General features: G+C 62.0%; 20 protein-coding genes. 2 read left to right on the top strand and 18 right to left on the bottom strand.

What is annotated here, in order from left to right:
- Nucleotides 1-71 precede the first annotated feature (71 nt).
- The 7 genes from KZH41_RS01955 to KZH41_RS01925 all read right to left on the bottom strand — a co-directional run bounded on the left by KZH41_RS01955 (nt 72) and on the right by KZH41_RS01925 (nt 7,313).
- Nucleotides 72-1,520: an efflux transporter outer membrane subunit gene (locus tag KZH41_RS01955; RefSeq protein WP_263274273.1), complete on the bottom strand. Its 1,449-nt coding sequence runs from the start codon at nt 1,518-1,520 to the stop codon at nt 72-74.
- A complete protein-coding gene (locus KZH41_RS01950) occupies nt 1,517-2,425 on the bottom strand; it encodes an efflux RND transporter periplasmic adaptor subunit (protein WP_094952055.1) in 909 nt (302 codons plus the stop codon). Before KZH41_RS01950 ends, KZH41_RS01955 begins: the two co-directional genes overlap by 4 nt.
- Complete coding sequence (locus KZH41_RS01945; protein WP_016969155.1) at nt 2,422-2,631, bottom strand: DUF1656 domain-containing protein; 210 nt, start codon at nt 2,629-2,631, stop codon at nt 2,422-2,424. The genes KZH41_RS01950 and KZH41_RS01945 overlap by 4 nt, the downstream gene beginning before the upstream one ends.
- On the bottom strand, nt 2,628-4,706 hold the full coding sequence (locus tag KZH41_RS01940) for an FUSC family protein (RefSeq protein WP_242153763.1): 2,079 nt from the start codon (nt 4,704-4,706) through the stop codon (nt 2,628-2,630). The genes KZH41_RS01945 and KZH41_RS01940 overlap by 4 nt, the downstream gene beginning before the upstream one ends.
- Nucleotides 4,703-5,122 carry a MarR family winged helix-turn-helix transcriptional regulator gene (locus tag KZH41_RS01935; RefSeq protein ID WP_094952057.1) on the bottom strand — a complete coding sequence of 140 codons (420 nt, stop codon included), beginning with the start codon at nt 5,120-5,122 and terminating at the stop codon, nt 4,703-4,705. The genes KZH41_RS01940 and KZH41_RS01935 overlap by 4 nt, the downstream gene beginning before the upstream one ends.
- Before the next feature lie 301 nt (nt 5,123-5,423).
- Entirely contained in the window at nt 5,424-5,669 is a 246-nt protein-coding gene (locus KZH41_RS01930; RefSeq protein ID WP_094952058.1) for a DUF2789 domain-containing protein, read from the bottom strand.
- Between the two features lie 33 nt (nt 5,670-5,702).
- Entirely contained in the window at nt 5,703-7,313 is a 1,611-nt protein-coding gene (locus KZH41_RS01925; protein ID WP_263274272.1) for a glycosyltransferase family 39 protein, read from the bottom strand.
- Between the two features lie 193 nt (nt 7,314-7,506).
- Here KZH41_RS01925 and KZH41_RS01920 point away from each other — a divergent pair, with 193 nt between their 5' ends.
- Together KZH41_RS01920 and KZH41_RS01915 are read left to right on the top strand one after the other, a co-directional pair.
- On the top strand, nt 7,507-9,663 hold the full coding sequence (locus tag KZH41_RS01920) for an outer membrane assembly lipoprotein YfiO (protein WP_263274271.1): 2,157 nt from the start codon (nt 7,507-7,509) through the stop codon (nt 9,661-9,663).
- Nucleotides 9,660-10,364 (top strand): DUF3142 domain-containing protein, encoded by a 705-nt coding sequence (locus KZH41_RS01915; protein WP_263274270.1) that lies wholly within the window; start codon nt 9,660-9,662, stop codon nt 10,362-10,364. Before KZH41_RS01920 ends, KZH41_RS01915 begins: the two co-directional genes overlap by 4 nt.
- Before the next feature lie 1,132 nt (nt 10,365-11,496).
- Here KZH41_RS01915 and KZH41_RS01910 read toward each other — a convergent pair.
- The 11 genes from KZH41_RS01910 to KZH41_RS01860 all read right to left on the bottom strand — a co-directional run bounded on the left by KZH41_RS01910 (nt 11,497) and on the right by KZH41_RS01860 (nt 25,246).
- Complete coding sequence (locus KZH41_RS01910; protein WP_242153756.1) at nt 11,497-12,948, bottom strand: efflux transporter outer membrane subunit; 1,452 nt, start codon at nt 12,946-12,948, stop codon at nt 11,497-11,499.
- Nucleotides 12,945-14,003, bottom strand: coding sequence for an HlyD family secretion protein (locus KZH41_RS01905; protein WP_242153755.1), 1,059 nt, complete (start codon nt 14,001-14,003; stop codon nt 12,945-12,947). The genes KZH41_RS01910 and KZH41_RS01905 overlap by 4 nt, the downstream gene beginning before the upstream one ends.
- Nucleotides 14,004-14,017: 14 nt before the next feature.
- A complete protein-coding gene (locus KZH41_RS01900; RefSeq protein WP_242153752.1) occupies nt 14,018-15,553 on the bottom strand; it encodes an MFS transporter in 1,536 nt (511 codons plus the stop codon).
- A 232-nt stretch (nt 15,554-15,785) separates the two neighbouring features.
- Nucleotides 15,786-16,706, bottom strand: coding sequence for a LysR family transcriptional regulator (locus tag KZH41_RS01895; RefSeq protein ID WP_094953066.1), 921 nt, complete (start codon nt 16,704-16,706; stop codon nt 15,786-15,788).
- Nucleotides 16,707-16,770: 64 nt separating this feature from the next.
- On the bottom strand, nt 16,771-17,397 hold the full coding sequence (locus tag KZH41_RS01890) for a TonB family protein (protein WP_242153750.1): 627 nt from the start codon (nt 17,395-17,397) through the stop codon (nt 16,771-16,773).
- Between the two features lie 99 nt (nt 17,398-17,496).
- On the bottom strand, nt 17,497-18,345 hold the full coding sequence (locus tag KZH41_RS01885; protein ID WP_094953068.1) for an ABC transporter permease: 849 nt from the start codon (nt 18,343-18,345) through the stop codon (nt 17,497-17,499).
- 11 nt (nt 18,346-18,356) lie between these two features.
- Entirely contained in the window at nt 18,357-19,208 is an 852-nt protein-coding gene (locus KZH41_RS01880; protein WP_094953069.1) for an ABC transporter ATP-binding protein, read from the bottom strand.
- A gap of 20 nt (nt 19,209-19,228) precedes the next feature.
- Nucleotides 19,229-20,122: a TauD/TfdA dioxygenase family protein gene (locus KZH41_RS01875; RefSeq protein ID WP_242153746.1), complete on the bottom strand. Its 894-nt coding sequence runs from the start codon at nt 20,120-20,122 to the stop codon at nt 19,229-19,231.
- A 214-nt stretch (nt 20,123-20,336) separates the two neighbouring features.
- Nucleotides 20,337-21,701 carry an HlyD family type I secretion periplasmic adaptor subunit gene (locus KZH41_RS01870; protein WP_094953071.1) on the bottom strand — a complete coding sequence of 455 codons (1,365 nt, stop codon included), beginning with the start codon at nt 21,699-21,701 and terminating at the stop codon, nt 20,337-20,339.
- Nucleotides 21,691-23,847 (bottom strand): type I secretion system permease/ATPase, encoded by a 2,157-nt coding sequence (locus KZH41_RS01865; RefSeq protein WP_094953073.1) that lies wholly within the window; start codon nt 23,845-23,847, stop codon nt 21,691-21,693. The genes KZH41_RS01870 and KZH41_RS01865 overlap by 11 nt, the downstream gene beginning before the upstream one ends.
- 40 nt (nt 23,848-23,887) lie before the next feature.
- Nucleotides 23,888-25,246, bottom strand: a complete 1,359-nt coding sequence (locus tag KZH41_RS01860; RefSeq protein ID WP_094953072.1) for a TolC family outer membrane protein — start codon at nt 25,244-25,246, stop codon at nt 23,888-23,890.
- Nucleotides 25,247-25,376 lie beyond the last annotated feature (130 nt).

The following is a 25,376-nucleotide window of genomic DNA, read 5'->3' as shown; positions in this document are numbered from 1 at the left end:
CCCATGAGCAAACGCGAGCAGTGACGAGCGAGCCGTCACAGCGGCTCACAGGTCAAAGCATAGCTATTCGCTCAGGGTTTGCCGGGCTGTGACGCTTGCGTTCGTCCGCTTTCCCAACCGCCGCCCAAAGCCAGGAACAGATCGATCTGGCTCATGGCAACCTGGGTGTTTGCCGCTGCCAGCTGCGCACGCACATCGGTGTAGGTGCGCGTAGCTTGCAGGTCGGCGAGGAACGAGGCGCGGCCGGCCTGGAAGAAGCGGTGCGTCTGCTGCGAGGCTTCCTTGGCCGACTCGCCGGCATCGGCCAGCGCGTCACGGCGTTGCAACTGCGCGGTGTACTGCGCAAGGCCGGTCTGGGTCTCGCGGATGGCGTTGAGCACCACGCCGTCGAAGTGGGCCAGGGCGCCCTGGGTCGCGGCTTCGGCTTCGTGGATGCGTGCGCGGGCGCCGTTGGTCGGCACCGACCAACTGATCAGCGGGCCAAAGCCCCAGCGGTTGGTCGCAGGCGTACCCAGGTCATCGAGCAGACCGACCGTGCCCACGGTGGCGCCGATACTGATGTCCGGGTACAGCGCGCCGGTGGCCACGCCGATACGCGCGGTGGCGGCGGCCAGTTGGCGCTCAGCCTGGCGTACGTCGGGGCGGCGTTTGAGCAGGGTCGCGCCGTCGCCCACAGGCAGCAACTGGGCGATGTGCGGCAACTCGGCGCAGGTGCCGGTGCCCGAGGGTAATTGGTCTACAGGCTTGGCCAGCAGCATCGACAAACGGAACAAGCCCGCTTGGCGCAACGCTTCGTAGCGCGGCATGTCGGCGCGCAAGGATTTGTATTGGGTTTGCGAACGCGTCACCTGGGTTTCGTCACCACGCCCGGCGTCGCGCAGGCGCTGGGTCAGCTTGGTGCTCTGGGCTTGCAGGTCGAGGGACTCGTTGGCAATCGCCAGTTCTTCGTTGGCCGCGCACACCTGGGTGTAGGAGCGCACCACATCCGCTACCAGCGTAATGCGCGCAGTGTCAGCCGCAGCCTGGGCGGCGTCGGTGGTGGCCTGGGCGCTTTCGATGCCGCGCTGCAAGGTACCGAACAAGTCGAACTGGTAGGAGGTGCTAATGCTGGCGCTGCCGATGTTGCCGACCGGGACTTTTTCTGTCAGCAAAAACGCTTCGCCCGATTCCTGCAGGCGCTGGGCCTCAGCCTTCGCGCCCGCGTTCCAACCGCCTGCGGATTGCGCCTCTTGGGTCTGGAAACGCGCACGTTGCAGGTTGGCGGCGGCCACACGCAGGTCGGTGTTGGACGCCATGGCCTGGCGTACCAACTCATCCAGGCGCGGGTCTTTGTACAGCTTCCACCAGTCGGCTGGCACCGGCGCCGAGACCACGTTGCCACCCTCGCCTGCGATCTGCCCTTGCAGGTCGCCACGATTGATGGCGGCCTTATCCGGCAGTTTGTAATCGGGCCCCACCACTTGGCAGGCCGACAGCAGCAAACCCAAGCCGGCCGTGGCCAGCAACGCCGCCGGTTTCATGGTTTTTCTCCCTGCTGCGCTTTTTCTTTGGCGGCGGTCTTGTCGTCAATGATCGACACCGTGGCCGTACGCCCGGCGATCATGCGAAAGTCCGCCGGCACGTCATCAAAGGCAATGCGCACCGGAATCCGCTGGGCCAGGCGCACCCAGCTGAATGCCGGGTTGACGTTGGGCAACAAGTTAGAGCCACTGGTGCGGTCACGGTCTTCGATACCGGCGACGATGCTCTGCACATGGCCACGCAGACGCGCGTTGTCGCCGATCACGCGGATATCCACGGCCATACCGACGTGAATGCCGTCGAGTTTGGTCTCTTCGAAGTAACCGTCGATGTGGAACGAGTTGCTGTCCACCACCGACAACACCGGGCGCCCGGCGGTGACGAACTCCTGATTACGCGGCGCACGGTCGTTGACGTAGCCGTCCACGGGGCTGCGGATCACCGAGCGGTCGAGGTTGAGCTGGGCGGCGTCCACCGTCACCTGCGCCTCGGCCAAGGCCGATTGGGCACGGGCCACGCGGGACTGGCTTTCTTCCAGTTGCTCGCTCGGCACCAGGTTGCCCAGGCCACGGTTACGTTTGTTTTCGCGCTGGGCCTGGGCCAGGGTTTCCTGGCGGTCGGCCACGGCAGCCTGGGCTTGGCGCAGGGCCAGCTTGAAGCGGTCCTGGTCCACGGCAAACAGCACCTGACCTTTGGTCACAAGCTGGTTGTCGCGCACGTCGACTTGCTGGATCAACCCAGACACGTCCGGGGCGATCTGCACGATGTCGGCACGGATATGCCCGTCACGCGTCCAGGGTGCAAACATGTAGTACATGACCATGCGCCACACAACGACGACAGCAAAGGTCACTATCAATAACGTCAGGACAACACGGCCGATGGTCAAAAAAGGTTTTTTCATGTCATCAGATATCGACTGAGTGAGTCCACCGCGCCCAGCAACAGCGCGTAGAGCCCCACATTGAACAATGCCCGGTGCCAGACCAGGCGATAGAAGTGAATGCGCGTCAACAACCCGTGCACCACCAGAAACAACACGTACGTAATGCCCATCAGCACCAGCAGCGTGGGCAGGAACACCCCGCTGATATCCAGATCACCGATCATAAAGGCGCTCCATCAGGCAGCGGCGCTTCCATTTCGGTGCCGCCAATAAATTCCACGCCGGGCAGCAACGACAGGCGCAAGCCGGCCAACGCGTGCAGCAGATGCAGGCGGGTGTCATCTTCGTCTTGCAGGCCTTGCCCGTTGAGGGCGCGGCGCGTGCGGTCGAGGGTCATCAGCAGACCGCTCGGCGCGGGCAAGCGTTCACCCGCCTTGAGGCAGGCTTTGAAGTAACCGCCGACGCCTTCCACCACCTGGTTGAGCAGCACCCGGGGCACGCCGTAGATGCGCGGCGAGTAGGCCAACAGGTCAAGCAGGTTCAGCGCCACGCGCAAATCGCGCAGGGCGGTGCCGGTGTCCTGGCCGATGAGGCCCAGGCGCGGCAGGTGCTGCATCAGGCGGTCAAGCATTTGCGCGGCCATGTGCCGGTGTTCGGCCAGGGTCGCAGGCTCGGTCAAGGTGACGATGTCGCGCCAGCTGAAACGGGTCAGGCGCTTGGCCGCCAGTTCGGCGCCGAACGGCCGTGCAATCAAGGTCCATACAAAGGCGAACAGTAAGCCCACCGGCCCGGCCAGGTTGACGTTAGCGAAGTTCAGGAAGTCCGCGTCGTAGGCGCCCTGGATGCTGATAAACGACGAGGTGTTGACCAGCGTCAGCAGCATGCCGAGGTAGAAACGCGGCTGCACCGTGAGCGTGCCGATGCAGATAAACGGCACCGCGAACGCCAGCACCAGCATCGGGAAATCGTGCAGGTTGGGTAGCACCAAAAACAGATAGAGGCTGGCGAACAGCACCGACATCGCGGTCCAGAAGAAAAACCGATAGATCTGCGGCGCCGGGTCGTCCATCGACGCGAAAAAGCTGCAGGCCACGGCGGCGAGAATCACCGCGCTGCCGCCGTCGGTCCAGCCCAGAAGGATCCACAGCACCGAGGCGACGATGATCGCGGTGACGGTGGAAAATGCCGAGTAGAACATCAGGCCACGGTCGAGGAACGGCGTCAGCCGGCCCAGGCGCCAGTGGCGGTACACGGCGCGCCAGGTGTCCTGGCTTTCGCACTGGATGGCGGCCTGCAGGCTGCGGCAGTCTTGCCACAGGTCGATCCACTCGGCCAGGCGATACAAGGCGTTGGAGAACAGCAACGTGTGGCGGTCGTCCAGCGCTTCGCCTTGAGGTTGCAGGGCGTCGACCTTGTCGCGCAGCACGCGCCAACGTTCGAGGGGTGCCTCTTCGGTGGTGCTTTGCAGCCAAACATTGGCCTCTTCCAGCAATGGCGTGAGCTGATCGAGAAATTCCGGGGCTCGGTGTTCGATTGCGTAGACCGCGTCGTCCAAGGCGTCGATCACCGGCAGCAGGTGAATCATGCGCCCACGCAACTCCTTGGTGTTGCGCACCGTCTGCGGCCGCGCGCCTTCGTGGGGCAACTGGCCGATCATCAATTCCAGGGTGTTGAAAGTGGCGACCATGCCGCCGCGCAAGGTGCTGACCTCTTCAGGCGCCACGTTGCGCGTCAAAAAGCGCAGGCTGTAGACCTGGGCGTCGGCAAACCACTTGGCCACCGAGCCATCGAACACCGGCATCAGGCGCCGTGGCCAGAACATCGCGCCCACCACCGCGGCGACCGCGATGCCGAGGAAGATTTCTTCCGTACGTGCCTCGGCCACGTCCCACACCGCCAGCGGGTTATCCACCACCGGCAGCGCGATCAACGGCAAGGTGTAGCCGGCGAGCATCAGCGCGTAGTTATTGGCGGTACGCAGGTGCATGGACAGGAACAGCAAAATGCCCGTCCACAACGCAATCACCACCACCAGCACATACGGCGCCTGCACAAACATGGGCACAAAAATCACCGCCGCCGCCGCGCCCATAAAGGTGCCGATGGCGCGGTACAAAGCCTTGGAGCTGGTAGGGCCGACGAACGGGCTGGAGACGATGTACACCGTGGCCATCGCCCAGTAAGGACGTGGCATTTGCATGAGCATGGCGATGTACAACGCGATCATCGACGCCGCGAACGTACGCACCCCATAGAACCAGTCGCGGGCGGGCGGGAAGCCGGCAAAAAATCCGTTCAAGGCGATGCAACCCCAGCCGCTTCAAACGCCCGCAGCACACGCAGGGCGGCCTCAAGGTCGCTGTTGGCGATATCCGCCAACACTTCCCGGCGCAGGCGCACCAGTTGCACTTCCACCGCTTGCACCAGCTCACGGCCGCGCTCGGTGAGGCTCAAGGCCTTGGCGCGGCGATCATGGACGTCTTCGGTACGGCACACGTAGCCGCCGCTGCACAGCTGGTCGAGCAGACGCACCAGCGACGGGCTTTCCATCCCGGACGCCTGGGCGACTTTTACCTGATGCACACCGTCGCCCAAGCGGCCGATCATCAACAATGGCACGGCGCAGGCTTCGGAAATACCGTAACTCACCAGCGTGGTCTGGCAGATTTTGCGCCAATGACGGGCGCCCACCACCATGCTGCTGCTGAGGTTCATGTGGAGTTGTTCGAGGGTTTGAGGCACTGGAGTGTTCGCATACAGTTAGTTTGCTAACTATCAATATGGTGGATGGATCCAAAGCAGTCAAGTTTTGAAACAAATTTGTGATGGGTGGTGCGGGGTTGGGGTAAGTAAAGCGGGTTTCGGAAGGGATGTTGGATGTTCAGCGGTATTGATCGTTCCCACGCTCTGCGTGGGAGTGCATCCGCGTCCGCTCTTAAAGTCGTGACGCAGAGCGTCACAGGCGGCATTCCCACGCGGAGCGTAGGAACGATCAATGCCTTTTTGAAAAGATTTTTTACGCCTCTCGCCCTGCCCGCAACAACACACTCAACTGATCCACGACTTCCGCCCAATCCGCATCTTCCCGAATCCCATCGCGCAAAAACGCTCTCTGACTGGGCGTCCAGAAAAACGCATCCGCCAAATGCAGTTCAGGCTTTAGCGGTGAATGAACCGTCACAAACTTCTCGATACTCACCGGGTCATGCGGCAGCCCAAGCTGTTTGAACAGTGAAGGTAAGCTGTGCACAGGCGATTCCATGGCAAGCTCCAGATAAAGAAGTGTTAACTGAGTCTAGCGGCAACCTTCGGGTTGCGGCTGCGGTACGTTGCACAGTACGAACAGCCGCGCCCTGGCACCGCCGCCGTCCTGACGGCTCAGCTCGCGCCAGCCATCGGGCAGTGGTGCGAAATCATCCGGCGCTTCGTTGCTGCTGATCAGCCACACGCGGCGGGTATCGGCGGGCAATGCCGACAAACGGTCGAGGTAGATGCGCCCACCATCCTGGTCCACCAGCGTACCGAAGCCGTAGGCGTTCGGCCGGGTCGGCGTGCCGTCGGGTTTGGGCGGTGTGTAGAGCTGCAATTGGGCGTCGGTCTGGTCGTAATACACATAGCTGAGGTACCACAGCATGTCACTCAGAACGATGCGGTCGTCCTCCTGGTAGTTGCGATTGACGAACTCCACGGGGACGTTGAACTGGTCATGTTCATCGACAGTGAAATTGCTCTTCAACCCCACCAGTTCCACCCCCACGAACAACACAAGAAAGGCCGCGCCCAACCAAGACAGGCGCGCCGGTAAGCGGTCGATGGCGAGTGCCACAAGGATAGGCAAACCCAACGCGTAGACAGTGAGGTAACGTTCGATAAACACCGGGGAAATAAAGGACACCCCGTACACCAACAGCAACGGCAGCAGGAAAAACAGCGCCAGCAAGGTGGCCGGCCGATAACCCTCGCGGTCTCGCCAGGCAGTCACCAGCACGATCGCAACGAGCAGCAGCGGGAACAGCCAAAACAGCGGCGGCCAGAAGCCAATACCCTCGTCCTGCGCCACAAATTGCCAGATCATCGACGGCATGGAGAGCAGATTAACCGGTTCCTCCCAGCCAATATCACCGCCCACCTTGAGCTGTTCGACGTGTTGCACCAGGCCCCACAAGTTCGGCAACCAAGGCAGGTACACCAACACAATCGCGGCGTTGGCCGCCCACCACGCAGGCCGCCCGAGCAGGCGCTGGCCTCGTGGTTGCGCGCGGTACAGCACACCCAGGTAAGCCCAATGCACCAGCACACACAGGGCGGTGAAGTAATGGGTGTAAAACCCGGCACTCATCAGCACGGCATACGCCACCAGATAACGCGTGCGCTCGGGCTGACGCACCCAGTACACCAGCGCCAACGTGGCGGCCAGCAGCCACACACCCAGCAGTGAGTACATGCGTACTTCCTGGCTATAGCGCACCGCTGTCGGCAGCAGCGCCAGCAACACACCCGCCAGCACGGCCGCACGCCGGGTGGACAGCGCGCGCGTCAGCCAGGTGCCCAGGCCCACGGCGACCACACCGGGGATCGCGCTCATGCCACGAATCGACCAGATGCTGTCGCCGAACAGCTCGATCCAGCCGCGCAGCATGAAAAAGTACAACGGTGGGTGCACATCATGGGCGGCGTGAAACCACAGGTCGTCCACGGCGTATTCACTGAGCAACAGGCTGGAGCCTTCGTCGCCCCAGATCGCCGCCGCCGTCAGGCTGTAAAAACGCAGGGCCATGGCCAGTGCCAGGATCGGCACCCACCACAGGCGACTGACCCAACCGGTGCCTTCCCAGGCACCGGTGAGGCGATTGAATGCGGGCATTGCCGCAATCTTTTCATCTTGCTCTACCACAGACCGTCGCACCTCAATTCCCCTACCCTTGCCTTTTAAGGCCGGCAAACAAGCCCCATGCGTGAATGACCGCCACTCTAGGACAAAAGCCCATTATTCGCTGCTGGAATCGGACAAATCAGCGATTTGTGTAGGCCTTCACCGATGCACTTGTCGGATCACGCTATGATTGGCCCCTCAAAGGACTAAGGATCAAGGACACGTCATGCGTATCGGTTTTCTGTCTCCCCTGGCCCTGGCGCTGCTCGCCGGCCTTTCCTTCCAGGCCCAAGCCAGTGGCGATGACTCGTGCTACCCCGACTGGCGGGTATCGCGCGACAGCCTCGAAGGGTGCAGCAACCTGCCCTTTCTGAGCCCGGGCAATGACAGCCGGGTCAACCTGCGCCTGTTGCTGGCCGACAAGCAGGTGGCGCCCCTGACGCCGAATGCGCTGGGTGAAACGGATCTGGAAGAAGGCTTCGGCCCGGTGCCGTTCCCGGTGTATCGCCTCACACCGATGACCGATGCCAGCGCCGAAAAACCCGACGCGACGCCTGCGCCCAACAAGCTCGATGAGCTGTTGGCCTCGCAGGGTATCGCGCGTGAAAGCGACAAAGCTGCGGGTGATACCTTCCTGAGCGGCGAAGGCAGCCGCTGCCGCAGCAACGACGACAGCAGCGCCACGGCGTTCGTCAGCCAGGTAATCAAGGCCGACCTGCCCGAGCCGGAGCGGCGCTTACTGATCGCGGGCCGCCTGCACCTGCTTGGCGCCTGTACCTGGGAAGGCGCAAGCCTGGGCGACCCGGAGCAAATCCAGTCAGCCCCAGGCCGCGAGCTGCGCACCTACCTTCAAGCCGCCGGCGACTTCTACAGCGGCCGGTTCGGCGACGCGCAACGCGGCTTTGTCGCGGCCGCCGCCGGCAGCCTGCCGTGGGTCAAGGAAACGGCGCTGTACATGATCGCCCGTACCGAGCTGAACCAAGCCCAGGAAAACGCCTTCGATGAATACGGCATGCCGCAGCTGGAGCGTGTGGATAAGTCGGTGTTGGCCAATAGCGAAACCAGCTTCAACCTGTACCTGAAAACTTACCCACAGGGCGAATACGCCGCCTCCGCCCAAGGCCTGTTGCGCCGCGTGCATTGGCTGGCGGGCGATACCGACAAGCTGGCGAACGCGCTGGCTGCGCAATTGAGCGCTGAGCCGCGCAACGTGTCGTTGGATGACCTGGTGCAGGAAACCGACAACAAACTGCTGAGCGCTCCCCAAACACCTGCGGCCAACCCACTGATGCTGGCGCTCAATGACTTGATGTGGATGCGCGCCGGCAACCCGCCCAAACTGACCCGCAAGGCCTTGACCGAGCAGAAGGCGGTGTTCGCCCAGGAACCGGCGCTGTACGACTACGTGCAAGCCGCCTTTGCCCTGTACGTCGAGCATCAACCCGACCACGCCTTGAAACTGCTACCTCAGGACGTGCCTGCGAGCCTGAACTACTTCGCCTTCAGCCAGCAGACCCTGCGCGGCCTCGCCCTGGAAGCCAAGCAAGACTGGAACAGCGCCGAAGCGTTGTGGTTGAAACTCTTGCCACTGGCCAAGCAACCCTTGCAGCGCGACCAGTTGGAGCTGGCCCTGGCGATGAATTACGAGCGCAGCGGCCAACTGGCCAAAGTGTTCGCGAGCGACTCGCCGATCAGCGCTAAACAGGTGCGCTATATCTTGCTGCGCAACATCGCAGGCCAGGAATTGCTGCGTCAGCAGATCACCCAGGCCAGCGACCCGGCCGAACGCGAAACCGCCCAATTTGTGCTGCTCTACAAAGACCTGCTGCGCGGCCAATACGCCACCTTCGCCGAAGACCTCAAGCAACTGCCAGCCTCGGCGCCAGAGGACAAACTCGGCACCAGCCTGGGTTACGTCTACAGCGATGGCTACTCGCTGAAGCTGTTCCAATGGAACGGCGACAAAGCCGAATCCGGCTACGCCTGCCCGAGCATTGCGCAAATCGCCAGCACTCTGCAGGCCGATCCGAAAAACCCCAAGGGCCTGAACTGCCTGGGTGAGTTCATCCTCAGCAACCATCTGGACGGCATGCCGCTGGACCAGGCGCGCGCCGCCGGCAGCCTGGGCAGCACTGCCTCGCTGTTCAAAGGCGAAGCCTTTTCGCGGCTCGACGGTTACCGCCAGGTCATCGCCAACCCCAAGGCTGCGCATAACGACAAGGCCTACGCACTGTTTCGCGCGATCAACTGCTATGCGCGGTCCGGCTATAACAACTGCGGCGGTGAGGATGTGGATAAATCCGTACGCAAAGGCTGGTTCCGCCAGCTGAAAACCGGGTTTGCCGACACCGAGTGGGCCGAGTCACTGAAGTACTACTGGTGAAACACCTGTGGCTAGGCTTGCTGTTGCTGGCAAGCCCGGCCTTTGCTGCGGTTGACGCCCGCGACTACGACGCCTTCTGGCTGTGGAGTGGCGTCACACCGCAGCCGGTGCTCAAGCAGGCGAAAACCCTGTACATCCTCCAGGGCCAGATCAACTCCACCCGCCGCGCCCCTCAGCGCGGCGTGCAGTTCATCGCCCAAGGCATCAGCGTACCGCGCATTACCCAGGGTGAAGTTTGGGTGGTCTACCGCGCCCACACCCTGCACTGGCCGGAGCAGGTCTACAGCCAATTGCTCGGCCAAGTACAACGCTGGCGCGACGCCGGCAACCCAGTGGTCGGCATCCAGATCGACTTCGACGCTCGCACCCAGTACCTGCACGAATACGCCGACTTCCTGCGCGACCTGCGCCAACGCTTGCCCACTGACCTGCGCCTGAGCATCACCGGCCTGATGGACTGGAGCAGCAACGCCGACCCAACCGCCATCGCCCAGCTCAAAGGCGTGGTGGATGAAGTGGTGGTGCAGACGTACCAAGGGCGCCACAGCATCCCAGATTACGCGGCGTATCTGCCACGGATGAACCGGCTGGGGCTGCCGTTCAAGGTCGGGTTGATTCAGGGTGGCGTGTGGGAGGAACCGGGGTATTTGAAGGGGAGTGAGTGGTTTCGGGGGTATGTGGTGTTTTTGCAGAACCCGTAATCACGCAATATCCCCTGTGGGAGCGGGCTTGCCCGCGATAGCGTCAGTTCAGTCAACGTGGTGTTGAATGATACGTCCTCATCGCGGCATGGGCATCTACGCAACTTTTTGTGTTGCGCTAAGTTTTTGGCGGGGTTTTTAGGTAGATGTGAGTACATATCCGTTGCTGCGGTAACGGCTTCGTAGGGTTCCGCTCTTACAGCGGCTCACTTTTGGAAAGACCCAAAAGTAAGCAAAAGGTCTTTGCCCCACCACTCGGTGCCTCGCCTAGGCTCGGCATGCCCTCACTCCGGCTTGAATCCGTGGGCCGCCGCCATGGGCCATCCTTGGCCCATCGCGGCTAACCCGGCGTCCTGCCGGGTTACCCACGGATTCAAGCCTGCGTTCGGCCATCGTGGTTAACGGGGCGCCTAAGATCAAGATCAAAAGCAAGAGCACGGCGGCCTAGTAGCCGACCTGAGTGGTAGAAGCAAAAGCAGGGCAGAAGCACAGCAGCACACCTTTTGCCTGATATACCGAGATCCCAATGTGGGAGCGGGCTTGTCGGATCGCCGCACCGCTGCGATGCAGACACCTCGGTCCATCAAGTACACCGAGTTGATACCATCGCAGGCAAGCCAGCTCCCACATTAGATTGAGTTCAGTTTCAGAGATCAGGTCGGCTGTCAGGCCGCCTCGGCCGTGCTTTTGATTTGCTTCAACCACTCAGGTCGGCTACTAGGCCGCCGTGCTCTTGCTTTTGATCTTGATCTGCTTTTGATCTTGATCTTAGGCGCCCCGTTAAACCACGCTGGCCGAACGCAGGCTTTGGAGCGTGGGTAAACCGGCAGGACGCCGGTTTAGCCGCGATGGGCCAAGGATGGCCCATGGCGGCGGCCCACGCTCCAAAGCCGGAGTGAGGGCACACCGAGCCTAGGCGAGGTGCCGAGTGGTGGGGCAAGAGCCCTTTTGGTTACTTTTGGGGCTCTTTTCCAAAAGTGACCCGCCGTAAGGGCGGAACCCATAGCAGCCGTTACCCAAATAACGGATATGTACCCAGCGCCCCCGCGGCAACCAAAGAACTCAACCCACAAAAAGATGTGTAGATACCTATGCTCATCGCGGGCAAGCCCGCTCCCACATGGCGTTGTATTCAGCCTGCAGGAAGGGAGGCTGTTTCAGGGTAGACGGATTGCCAACCGCCACCCAACGCCTTGTACAACCCGACCATGGCCAACGACACACCGGTGGAGCTTTCCACCCACTGCTCCTGCGTTGCCAATAGCGCACTTTGCACGGTCAGCACGTTGACAAAATCCACCACGCCTTCGACGTACTGCTGTTGCGCGGTGCTCAAGGCGATCTGGTTTTGGCGCACCGCTTCGGCAAGGCTGTCGCGGCGCAGTTGGCTGGCGTTGTAGCGGGTCAGTTGGTCGTCGATCTCATGCCAGGCGCGCAGCACGGTTTGCTGGTAGGCGAGCGCGGCTTCCTGTTGCTGCGCTTCACGCAGGTTCAACACGCCTTGCAGCCGGCCGCCATTGAACAGCGGCAAGCTGAATTGCGGGCCGAAGGCAAACGCGCGCGAGCCCCACGAGCCGAAATCCGACAGTTGCATGGCCTGTGAACCGAGGCTGCCGGACAAGGTGATACGCGGGTAGAAATCCCCCTTGGCCACGCCGATAGTGGCGGTTGCGGCGTGCAGGCGCGCCTCGGCCTGGCGGATGTCTGGGCGGCGTTCGGCAAGCTCCGACGGCAGGCCAATGGCGACCTGGCGTTGGGTTTGCGGCACGGCAGCATCCTTGGACAATTGCGCATGCAGCGCTTGCGGCGGCTCGCCCATCAACAGGCTCAGGGCGTTGATCAGTTGGTCCTGGCGCTGCTGCAAATCCGGCAGCCGTGCTTCGATGGCGGCTACTTGGGCGGCGGCTTCGGCCACGTCCAGGTCAGTCGCTACGCCGTCGGCCAGGCGCAGTTGCGAGAGCTTGAGGCTGTGGCGCGCAACATCGAGGTTTTGCTCGGTGACGGCGCGGGTGTTCTGCACACCGCGCAGTTGGATGTAGTCCTGGGCGGTCTCGGCAAGCACCGACAGCAGCACGGCGCGGCGGTCGTTTTCGGCGACTTGCAGGGTGGCGTCAGCGGCTTCGGTTTCGCGTTTGACCCGGCCCCAGAGGTCCAGCTCCCAGGCGGCGGAGAAGCCCATGTCCCACTGGTTGAACGCCGAACGGCCGTTCTCGCCGGAGGGGTCGCTCAAGCCTTTGCCGCTATTGCGTTTGCGCTGGTAAGCCCCCGTGGCATCGACATTGGGATAGCGCTCGGCGGTGGTCACCTGGCGCACGGCACGGCTTTGTTGCAAGCGGCTGCTGGCCAGTTTCAGGTCAAGGTTGTCGGTAAGGGCGCGGCGTGTGAGGGCCGAGAGCTGTTCGTCGTGAAACACGTCCCACCAACGCTCTTGCAAAGGATCGGTGACGGCGCGGCTGGCAGCCTGCCGGCCCTGGGGCTCGCTCCATTGGGTGACTTGCGGGCTTTGTGGCCGCTGGAAATCCGGACCGACGGTGCAGGCGCTCAGGCTGATCAGGCTCAAGGTGAGCCAGGCAAACGGCTTCATTGCTGGGCCACCTCACGCGGCTGCGCGACTGATTGGGTGTCGACGCTGGCTTCCACCGACATGCCGACACGCAGGCGCTCGGTCAGTGGCTGATTGGGTTCGAGCACGATTTTCACTGGGATGCGTTGCACCACCTTGGTGAAGTTACCGGTGGCGTTGTCGGGTTTGACCGACGCAAAGGTCACCCCGGTAGCCGGCGCGAGGCTTTCCAGGTGGCCCTTGAGCAGTTCGCCGTCGAGGCTGTCGACGCGCACCTGCACGGCTTGGCCGGCGTGCATATGCCACAGTTGGGTTTCCTGAAAGTTGGCCACCACATAAGCCTCGGCCAACGGCACCACGGCGAGGATCTTGCTGCCCGGCGTCACATACGCACCGACGCGCACCGCGCGTTCACCGACCATGCCATCCACCGGCGCCACAATGCGCGTGTAGGACAGCTGATAGCTGGCCATTTCCAACGCCGCCTGGGCGCGCTTGAGCCCACCTTCGGCGGCATCGCGCTGGGCGGTGAGGATCTCCACCTGCTTGCGCTCGGCCGCCAGCACCGCCGTGGCATTGGCCAGGCGTGCGGTGGCCTGGTCGATGCGGGTCTTGGCCTGCTGGGCGTTCTGTACGGTGCCCGCGCCAACACCGGCGAGGTGGTTGTAGCGGTTCAGTTCGTGCTCGGCGAAGGCCACTTCGGCGCGGTCTGCCGCCACGGTGGCCTGGGCCTGGGCGATCACTGAGCTCTGGCGCTCAAGGGTCGCGGTGGCGTTTTTCAGTTGGGCTTGGGCGACAAGCGTGTCGGCGTCGGCAGCCTGCGCGGCGGCGCGAAAGTCGCGGTCGTCGATCAGCGCCAACAGTTGGCCAGCCTTGACCCGCTGGTTGTCTTCTACCAGCACTTCCTTGATAAAACCGGCTACGCGCGGCGCCACCAGGGTGAAGTCGGCGGCGACGAAGGCGTCGTTGGTGGTCTGGCGCTTGCTGCCCAACAGGCCGGGCGCGACCAGGTACACCAGCACGCCGACGGCAAACACGGCGATAACGGAGACGGCAATTTTGTCTTTGCGTTTCATGAAAATTCCTTGTGCTAGGTCGGTGCGCGCGGCGGAAAAATCCGCGTGGGCATCCAGAAAATCAGCAGGATCAACGCCACTGCGACACCCGCCATGACGTAATAAAGGTCCGAAGAGGTCAGCACCACGGCCTGCTCATGCAGCCGGTGCGCCAGGCCCGGCGCGTCGCCGTCGGCCAGGGGCGAGTTGCCCAGTCGGTCCACCAGCATGGTTGAGTGAAAGTGCAGGCGCTGGGTGGTCAGCACATCAATCACGGCGGTGGCGACCACCGCCGCAAGGCCTTTGACGGTGTTGAACCAAGCCGAGGCGAACGGCCCATCTATCGGTTGGATGCTGCCGGTGGACAGCATCAGCAGCGGCAACACCGCCATGGGTTGCCCGAAGATTTGCAGCAGGTACAGGCCATAGAAGTCGTCGCGAATCCACTCCGAGGTCAGGTGCGCGCTGCCAATGCAACACAGCACCAGCATGCTCAACCCGATCCCCAGTACCCACCGGCAATCGACCCAGCGCAGGTTGCACAGCGCCGCCACCAGCGGCAGCGCGATCAACTGCGGCAACGCCATCAGCAGCATCACTGGCGCGGTTTGCAGCGGCCGGTAACCCTGGACCTGGGCGAGGAAGCTCGAGGGGATGATGATCACTGAGGTCAGCACCATCAGCACGCCCGCCAGCACGATCAAGGCAAAGGCCAGGTTGCGCAGGCCGAGCATCTGCAACTTGAAGAACGGAATCGGCTGCGACCATTCATTCACCAGAAACAGCACCAGCAACAGCGTGCCCGCGCTCAACAGGAAGGTGATCAGGCCGGACTCGAACCAGTCCAGGCGATTGCCCTGCAACAGGCCGATCACCAGCATGCAGATCGCCGGGAAGCCCAGCAGCAGGCCGCGCCAGTTGAACTGCTTGAAGCGCTCCAGGCGCAGCGGATCCTGCGGTAAGCCGTAGGCCACGGCAGCCATCGCCAGCAGGCACGGCGCAACGATTTGCCAGAACGCCCACTGCCAGCCGACGTATTCGGTCCACAGCGCAGCCAACGGCGTGCCCAGGCTTGGGCCGAAGGTGGCGGTGAGCGCGTAGCCGGCCAGGCCGTACAGTTTGACGTTGGCCGGCAGGAAGCGCAGCGCCACGGTCATCAACATCGGCGGCAACGCGCCACCGGCCAGGCCTTGCACGGTGCGCAGCAGCAGCAGGGTCTCGTAGTTCGGCGCAAACGGGCACAGGATGCCCAGCACCGTGAACAGGCCGATGGCGCACAGCGTGAAGCGGCGCAGGGAAAACGTCACCGAGCACCACGGCGCAAACGCCATGGCCGCCACCGAGGTCGCGGTGTAGGCGGCGACCAGCCAGGTGCCTTCGTCAAAGCCGATGTACAGCGCACCACGGATATCCGCGAGGGCCACCTTGGTGACCATCTCATTGAGGCCGGACACCAGCACCGCCAACAGCACGCCGACCAGGCCGATGATGATGCGTGGGCCGAACACGGGCGGGTTGAGCGCAGTGGGTTTGGCTGCAGCCTGGAGAGCGGGGGCAGCGAGGGATGTCATGAACAAGTAACTCGGGATTAGAAATACCCGAGCAGTTTAATCAGGCACACACATGACAAAAAAGTTACTTGTCGGCAGGTTATAAGTGCGTCAGACGCAACTGTTGGCCGTAGCTTGACCCTGTGGGCGCCGGGCTTGCCAGCGATGCAAACAATTCGGTCTGCCTGCAAAAGTGCGGTGATGCTATCGCAGGCAAGCCAGCTCCCACATTTTGATCGAGTGCACCTGAGATTCAGGTGGGCTGGGCTTCCAGCCAGGTGGCATGGCAGCTCTCGCGCATGGTTTCGCGCAGCCATTTGTGGGCCGGGTCTTTGTCGAAACGTGGGTGCCAGGATTGCGCGAGCACCAGGGTCGGCAGGGAAATCGGCAGCGGGAATGAGCGCAGTGGCAGGTTCAGGCGGGTGGCGCTCAAGAGGGCTTCCTTGGGCACCGGCAGCAGCAGGTCGGAGTCGGTCAGCATGAACATCGCGCCATGGAAGCCTGGGGCGATCATCGCCACGCGGCGCTCCAGGCCCTGGGCATTCAACGCGGTGTCGATCGGCCCGCGAGCGATGCCGCGCCGCGAAATGCTGATGTGGGAATAGCTGGCAAAACGTGCGGCGGTGATTTCTTCGTCGAACAACGGGTGATCTTGCCGCGCCAGGCCGACAAAGGTGGTGGAGAACAGGTTCTGCACCTTCACTTCGGGGCTGGAGGGCATGGTGTTGCTTACTCGCAGGTCCAGCCGCCCTTCGCGCAGCGCCTCGTCGTCGGTGTCGCCTTCGGGCACGAAGCACAGCTCGCACAGCGGTGCCACGCGTTCCATGGTGTCGAACAGGCGACCGCCATACACACCGATAAAGAAGTCATTGGCACGCACGCTGAAACGCCGGCGCAAGGTGCTCAGGTCAACCTGATCCGCCGAGCGAAACAACAACGCCGCCTGCTCCACCACACTGCGCACCTGGCCTTGCAGCTGCAGGGCCTTGGGCGTCGGCACCAGGCCGCGACCGGCGCGCACCAGGATCGGATCGCCCACCGCCTCGCGAATGCGTGTGAGGGTGCGGCTCATGGCCGCCGGGCTGAGGTTCATGCGCCGCGCGGCGCCGACCACGCTGCCCTCGTCGAGCAAGGCGTCGAGGGCGACCAACAGGTTCATGTCCGGAAGTTGCATGCCAAGCACTCGTGGTCAGTGGGGAGTGTATTGCGTGCAATCGTAGCAGGCTTGAGCGTCGGGGTTACAGGCGTACGCGCACGGTTTCGGGAAGGTGATCGATGAAGCGCCCCTTAGGTTGGCTGCGGCACTTGCGCACGATCTCCGGCAAAGCGTTATCGAAATCGTCCGTGGCCGACAAGCTGGCGGGGTATTCAATGCTGCCGCTCAGTACCGGCAATACCATGTAGGCATGCACCAGCGCGAAACTGCGCATTGCACTGAGCGGGCGGCTGGGCTGATCGCGGCGCCATTGCGCGACCTCATCGTTGAGTGCATTGCAGGTTTGCGATACCACGGCGGTGACCGGTTTTTGAAACGGGATGGTGATGTCGTTCTGCGGTGCAAAGATCATGTCGTTGTTGGCGTCGATGATCGCAGGCATATCGGCAGAGGGCGTCCACGGTTTGAAGCGCCACAACTTGGCGGCGTTGATAGCGGCATCGGCAAAAGCCGGATGGGTGGCGTTGAGCACCTTCACGTCGCTGACCGAGCCGTCGTTGTGCAGGTTGAGGCTGATTCGCGCGTGGCCGCGAATGTTGCTCATGCCCTCCGGGTACACCGGCTTGGGCATGTATAACGCCTCAGGGCTGGTGGTCGCCAGCACCTGAAATGAGCAGAATAATGCCGCCGCCAACACCAGAAATCGCATGTTCGTAAATCCCTTTACCAGACCATTGCGACGCCCTCAAGGCGCCGAACTCAGTCGGCATTATCGGGTTCATAAGCACCGCAGGGCAATTATTCCTATTTAGCGCTGCATGCCCCAGCGTTTCACCGTCAGCCGTTCGAAGGTGTCGAACACCAGGTTCTCCACCAGCAAGCCGATCAGAATCACCACCGCCAACCCGGCAAACACCTTGTCGGTGTACAGCTCGTTGCGGTTCTGGAAGATGTACCAACCCAACCCGCCCTTGCCGCTGGTGGCGCCGAACACCAGCTCGGCGGCGATCAACGTACGCCAGGCGAAAGCCCAGCCGATCTTGAGGCCGGCGAGGATCGACGGCAGCGCCGCCGGGATCAGGATGAACAGCACAAAACGCATACCCTTGAGGCCGTAGTTGCGCCCGGCCATGCGCAGGGTTTCGGACACGCCGAGAAACCCGGAATAGGTGTTCAGCGCCAAGGCCCACAGCACCGAATGCACCAGCACGAAAATCAGGCTGTTCTGCCCCAAGCCGAACCACAGCAGCGCCAGTGGCAGTAATGCAATCGCCGGCAACGGGTTGAACATCGAGGTCAGGGTGCTGAGCAAGTCACGGCCCAACTGGGTCGACACCGCCAACGTGGTCAGGGCAAACGCCAGCACAATGCCGATCAGGTAGCCCTTGATCAGCACCGCCAGCGAGATGCTCACTTTGCTCAGCAGCTCGCCACTGAGCAGGCCATCAAACAGCGCCTGGGCCGTCTGCAAAAAGCTCGGCAGCAGCAAATCGTTGTTCTGGTAACGGGCAACCGCTTCCCACAGGATCGCCAGCACGATCAGGATCAGGCCCTTGCGCAGCCAGCCTTGTTGCCACAGACGTTGACGCAAGGGCAGTTCGCGCTCCACGGGGACGCTGAGCAGCGGTTGGAGGTTAACTTCAAATTCCTGGCGCATGGGCGGCCCCTTCAGTAAGCGATGCGGATATCGGCGAAACCCAACTCACGTTCGGCCTCGGGCGCTTCATCGAACAACAGGCGATGAATACGCCGCGCCGACGCCTGGAATTCCACACCGCCGAGGCTGTGCAGGTCGTATTGATGGCTGTGGATTTGCGCCCGCACGCGCCCAGGGTGTGGCGACAGCAACAGGATGCGATTGCCCACCACCAGGGCTTCTTCGATGGAGTGGGTGACGAACAACAGCGTGAAGCGCACCTCCTCCCAGAGCAGCAACAATTCCTCCTGCATCTTGCGCCGGGTCAGGGCGTCGAGGGCGGCGAAGGGTTCGTCCATCAGCAGGATTTTCGGCTGCATGGCCAGCGCGCGCGCGATGGCTACACGGGCTTTCATGCCGCCGGACAGGGTGTGTGGGTAGGCATCGGCGAAGGCCGTGAGGCCGACTTTTTCGAGGTAGTGCAGCGCGCGTTCTTCGGCTTCGCGGCGCTTCAAGGTTTTCGACGCCAACAGCGGGAACATCACGTTCTGTTTGACGGTTTTCCACGGCGGCAGCTGGTCGAACTCCTGGAACACCACGATGCGATCCGGGCCAGGCTCTTCGACCTTTTGCCCGAGCAGGCGGATCTCGCCTTCGCAGGGTTTGATAAACCCGGCGATCGACTTGAGCAAGGTGGATTTGCCGCAGCCCGAAGGGCCGAGCAACACGTAGCGATCGGCCGGGTCGATTTCGAAACTGACCTGGTGGGTGGCCCGCACCACGCGCTCGGGCGTGCGGTATTCGAGGCTGACATGGTCCACCGCCAGCAACGGTTCGGCGGTGTTCAGGTTGCTGGCCGCGTGGCCTTGCAGGGGCGCGTTCATTTCAACTCTCTTGCAGGGGGTTAGAAAGGCGCATCGCCCTGGATGGTGGTGCGAAACAGCTTGCGGCGCAGATGGCTCGGGCAACCGGCCGCCAGGTGGATCAGCGAGCGGTTGTCCCAGAACACCAGGTCATGGGGCTGCCACTGGTGGCGGTAGATGTTGTGCGCCAGCACGCTGTGGGCGTAGAGCTGGGCCAGCAGGTCGCGGCTTTCATCCTCCGGCAGGTCGACGATGCGGGTGGTAAAGCCTTCGCTGACGAATAGCGCTTTGCGGCCGTTTTCCGGGTGGGTGCGCACAATTGGGTGCACCACTTCGGCCACTTGGGCGAGCTGTTCGGGGGTCAGCGTTGGGCGCCAGTTGCCTTCGAATTTAGTTTCGCTGTAGCGCGCGGTATATGAATGCGCGGCGCTGCGGCCTTCCACGGCGTTGCGCAGGTGCTTGGGCAGTTGGTCCCAGGCTTTGTGCATGTCAGCGAACAGCGTGTCGCCGCCTTCAGAGGGCAGTTCCTGGGCGTGCAGCATCGAGCCCAAGCTTGGCAGTTCCTTATAGGACAGGTCCGAATGCCAGAACTTGCCCGCATCGCCCAGGCCGATGGATTGGCCGTTTTCGATGATGTTGGAGACGATCAGGATTTCCGGGTGGTTGGCCAGCAGGAACTGTTTGAGCACATGGATCTGCAACACGCCGAAGCGGCGGCTGAAGGCGATCTGTTGTTCGGGGGTGATGCGTTGGTCGCGAAATACCACGACGTGGTGGTCCAGGTGCGCGCGGTGGATGCGTGCGAAGTCCTGGTCGTTGACCGGGTGGGATAAATCCAGGCCGATGATCTCGGCGCCGACGCTGCCGGGAAATGGGCGGATGTCGAAGGACTGAGCGGTAGAGGTCGCTGTTGGAACAGTAGAGGTGGCGGACATGAAGGCACTCCCGGTCGGACAGGGGAGTGACTTTATAGATATAAGAACGGGCGATTAAATACCGTTAGTGAATATCGATATGCATTAGGGTTGGGATCTGCGGTGATGCTGATGGCGCAATCGCAGGCAAGCCAGCTCCCACATTTTGATTTGTGAACACATTCAAATGTGGGAGCTGGCTTGCCTGCGATGAGGCCCTGGCAGGCGATAGAGATTACCGCTCGTGCAACGCCTCGGCCCGCGCCTTGATGATCGGCTTGAGCAGGTAGCTCAGGATGCTTTTCTTGCCGGTAATGATATCCACCGAGGCGACCATGCCGGGGATGATCAGCAGTGGCTTCTCATCGGTGCCCAAGTGGCTGCGGTCGGTGCGCAGGGTGATCATGTAGTAGGTGGTTTTCTTGTCTTCATCGGTGATGGTGTCAGCGCCGATGCGTTCGAGCTTGGCCTTGAGGCCTCCATAGATGGTGTAGTCATAGGCCGTGAATTTGACGATCGCTTCTTGCCCCGGGTGCAGGAAGGCGATGTCTTGCGGGCGAATCTTGGCTTCCACCAGCAGGGTGTCGTTGAGCGGCACGATTTCGACCATGTCGCTGCCCGGCTGGATCACGCCGCCGACGGTGTTGACCAGCAATTGCTTGACGATACCGCGTACCGGCGAGGTGACCAGCGTACGGCTGACGCGATCTTCCAGGGCGCGACCGGTGGATTCGGCCTTGTTCAGTTCGGTGCGGGCTTCGTTGAGCTGGGTCAGCGCTTCGCTGCGGAATTTGCCACGGGTTTCGTCGATCTTGCGCTGCACTTCCTTGATCGCCGATTCGGCGCGGGGAATCGCCAGGGTGGTGGCGTCCAACTGGCCACGGGTTTCCATTTCGGCACGCTTGAGGCGCAGCACTTCCACCGGCGATACCGCGCCCTGGGCCACCAGCGGCTCGGACATGTTGATTTCCTGGCGTTGCAGGGACAACTGGCTGCGGTACTGGCCTTGCTTGGAGCTGAACTCGCGCAGTTCCTGTTGGCGCTGCACCAGTTGCTCCTGCAAACCACCGACTTCGTCTTTCAACTGCTGGCGGCGGCTTTCATACAAGGAGCGCTCGTTGGCGGCCTGGCTCGGCGCGGCCTTGAGCACGTCGTCGGGGATGTTCAGCGGGCGGTCATCCACCTGCGCACTCAAGCGCTCAACGCGCAGTTGCATGGCCAGGCGCAAGGCTTCGGTTTCACCAGCGTTGGAGACAAACCGCGTGTCGTCGAGGCGAATCAACGGCGCGCCAGCCTCTACGATCTGGCCTTCCTTGACGTACAACTCGGAGACGATACCGCCTTCCAGGTTCTGGATTTTCTGCAGCTTGGACGACGGAATCGCCTTGCCGTCGCCTCGGGTGACTTCGTCGATGCTGGAGAAACCCGCCCACACCACCAGGAATACGAAGAACGCGATGATCGCCCAGATGGTCAGGCGGATTACCCGCGGTGCATCTTCGATCAGCGCTTTGTTGACCTCAGGCAGGGGCTGGCCCTGCAACGAGTCGGTGCCTTTGAAGTAGCGGCCAACCGCGCTTTTGATGGAGTTAAGCAACACTGATCTGCCCCTTTTTCAACGCTTCCATAACCACGGCTTTCGGGCCGTCCGCGAGGATCTGCCCACGGTCGACCACCAGCAGGCGGTCCACCAGGGAGAGCAGTGAGGCACGGTGGGTGACCAGCACCACGGTCTTGTTTTGCACCACGGCTTGCAGGCGTTGTTTCAAGCGTTCTTCACCGGTGTTGTCCATGGCGCTGGTGGGTTCGTCCAACAGCAGGATGGGCGGGTTGAGCAATAGCGCGCGCGCCAGTGCGACGTTTTGCCGCTGGCCGCCGGACAGGTTCTGCCCACGCTCGCCAACTTGCAGCTCATAACCTTGGGGGTGCAGGCGCGCGAATTCGTGCACACCGGCCAGTTCGGCAGCTTGCAGGACCATTTCGTCTTCTACATAACGCGCACCCGAGACCAGGTTGTCGCGCAGGGTGCCGGCCAGCAATTGGATGTCTTGGGCGACGTAGCCGATGTTGTGGCGCAGTTCGCTCACGTCGATCTGGCGTACGTCCACGCCGTCCACCAGCAAGGCGCCGGAGTCGGGCTGGTAAAGGCCGACGATCAGTTTGGCGAGGGAGCTTTTACCCGAGCCACTGCGGCCGATAATGCCGATTTTTTCGCCCGGTTTGATCATCAGGTTGATGTTTTTCAACGCGGCGTTCTGTTGGTTCGGGTAAGTGAAGTTCAGGCCCCGGCACTCGATGGCACCTTGCAGGGTGCGACGGCTCATCGGGCGCTCTTCGAAATTGCGCTCTTGGGGCAGCTCCATCATCTGGTCCACCGAGGTCATGGTGACCTTGGCTTGCTGGTAACGGGTCAGCAGGCCCGACAGTGAGGCCAGTGGGCTCAAGGCGCGGCCACTGAGCATGTAGCAGGCAATCAGGCCGCCCATGCTGAGGTTGCCGTCGATGATCTGGTACACGCCGAACACGATCATGATCACGCCGGCCAGTTGCTGGATCAGCAGGGTCATGTTCATCGACAGGCCCGACAGCAATTTCACGCGCAGCTCAAGGCGGCTCAAGGTGCCGATGGTCTGTTCCCAACCGTACTGACGTTCGCTCTCGGCGTTGTTGACCTTGACCGCGTCCAACCCGGCGAGGGTTTCGATCAGGCTCGACTGGCGCTCGGCGGCCAGGGCCATGGTTCGTTCCATAGTCGCCACCAGCGGTTTTTGCAGGGCGTAGCCGATGCCCAGGGCAATGGGGAACGCCAGCACCGGCACCCATACCAAGTGGCCGCCGAGGATGGCGATCACCAAGAAGATCAGCAGGGTAAACGGCAGGTCGATCAGGCTGGTGAGGGTCAGCGAGGCGAGAAAATCGCGCAGGCTCTGAAACTCATGGATGTTCTGCGCGAAGCTGCCGACCCGTGCCGGCCGGTACTTCATGGACATGCCGACAATGCGCTCGAACAGCGTGGCCGAAATGATCAGGTCGGTCTTTTTACCGGCCAGGTCCAGGCACAGGCTGCGCAGGCTTTTGAGGATCAGGTCAAACAGGTACGCGCCGCAGATACCCACGGCCAGCACCCACAAGGTCGCCGTAGCCTGGTTGGGCACCACACGGTCGTACACGTTCATCACGAACAACGGCGCGGCCATCGCGATGATGTTGATCAGGAAGCTGGCGGCAATGGCGTCGGTGTAGAGCCAGCGCGAACGCTTGAGGGTGTCACGGAACCACGAACGCGCCCGAGGGATCAGGGTGCCGTGGTTGACGTCGAATTTGTGCTGCGGCTGGGCAAAGAAGACTTTGCCGATGTAGTCATCGGCCAACGCCTCGCGCTTGATCAGCACTTCACCGCCGTCGCTTTCGCTGAGCAGGATCCGTGCTTCATCTTCGCCTTGCCAACCCACCAATACGGCACTGCGACCGTCTTTGAGCAACAGCAGCGCCGGCAGTGCAATCGTCGGGATCTGTTCCAGCTTGCGTTGCAGCACACGGCCTTGCAGCCCGGCGCGCGCGGCTGCACGCGGCAGCAGCTCGGCACTCAGGCGCTGCGAGGGCAACGGCAGGCCCGTGGTGAGCATGGCCGCGCTGGCCGGTTTTTGATGCAGGGCACAGAGCGCCAACAACCCGTCTAATAACGGGTCGTCGTGCAGCGTGCGTGGATCATGACTGAGATGAACTCGACCGACTTCGGATTCCACGCGCTGCACTCTCGACTAACAATTGGGCTATAGGTGTAGCTCAATTCATCCCGGGCAGTTGGACTTTAGGCTTCACGTCGTTCTGCACGACGGAGGCCATCGGTGCGACCACTCCCTGGCTCTTGAGCAATTCACCCATGGTCGCCTTGATTCGATATTGAGTAAATAACTGAATGTTCTTGATCTCTTCCAAACGACGCGAAGCGGTGAACAATTCGTTCTCGCTGTCGAGCAAATCCAGCAGGGTTCGCTGACCCAGACTAAACTGCTGCTGATAGGAGGTACGCACACGGGTGCTGTGATCCACGTACTGCTGGGCCACCGGCAACTGCGAATTCGCGTTGTTCAAGGCGTTCCAGGCCAAGCCCAGTTCTTCGTTGAGCTGGCGCAAAGCGTTGTTGCGGATGTCCAGTGCCTGGCTTGCCTGGTACGACTTGGATTGCAGGTCAGCCTTGTTGCTGCCACCGGCAAACAGGTTGAAGCGCATGCGCACCATGGCTTCCCAGCCGTTGTTGTGGCTGGCATCGCCGGAAACGTTGTTGTCGGCGTTGGTACCAAGCTCGGCATCAAAGCGCGGGTAGAAGCTGGATTTGGCGGCTTCGTACTGGCTTTCGGCGGCGGAGATATCCGACTCGGCCGAACGCAGGATCGGGCTGTTGTCGAGCATCTGGCGACGCGCTTCATTCAGGTCAGCCGGCAGCATGGCCATGAACGGCGCCGGGCGCTCGAGCTGGTCGGGCATCTGGCCGACGGCGCTGAGGTAGTTGACCTGCGAGTCGGAGAGGTTGGTCTGCTCGGTGATCAGGTTGTTGCGGGCCTGGGCCAGACGCGCTTCGGCCTGGTCCTGGTCGGCACCGTTGCCGACGCCGCGCTGGGTGCGCAACTTGATCTGGTCGTAAATGCGTTCGTGGTTGCGCAGGTTTTCTTCAGCCAGGCGCACGAACTCACGACGGGTCAGTACATCCAGGTACACCTGGGCGACGGTCAACCCGGTGCGCTCGGAGGTGCCGAGTAATGAGTAGGCACGGGAATTGACGTTGGCTTGTTGACGGCCGACTTCGCTGGACGTGGCGAAGCCGTCAAAAATCATTTGCTGCAGGCGCAGGCTGGACTCGCCGCGGTTGAGCGTGTCCCAGTGGTTGCCGTTTGGGCCGTTGACGGCGCGAGTGGTGGAGTTGTCGGTGCCTTCACGGCCGTAACCGGCGTTCAGGTCAACGCGAGGCAGGTAACCACCTTGTGCGGCGCGCAATTGGTAATCGGCAGCGATACGGCTGTTAACCCCGGCTTGGATTTCCGGGTGCACATCCAGGGCCTGTTGCATGGCCTGGGGCAATGTTTGGGCTTGTACAAAACTGGCGGCGAGAACGAACGGTATTGCCTTGAACAGGTGACGACGCATTTAAAAAATTCCCCAGGACTTCTTGTCTTAAATCACAGCGATTGGCACCGCTGCGTCGGATAATGGCTACCGTAATGACCGTACGTCGGAAAGTTCAAAGAGCGGAACTGCTTCACACATGTAGGACGGT

Origin of the sequence: Pseudomonas sp. YeP6b, from assembly GCF_025642995.1 — a bacterium.
Taxonomy (GTDB): domain Bacteria; phylum Pseudomonadota; class Gammaproteobacteria; order Pseudomonadales; family Pseudomonadaceae; genus Aquipseudomonas.
The sequence above is the reverse complement of the archived record's forward strand: the minus strand, read 5'-3'. Positions and strand labels throughout refer to the sequence as shown.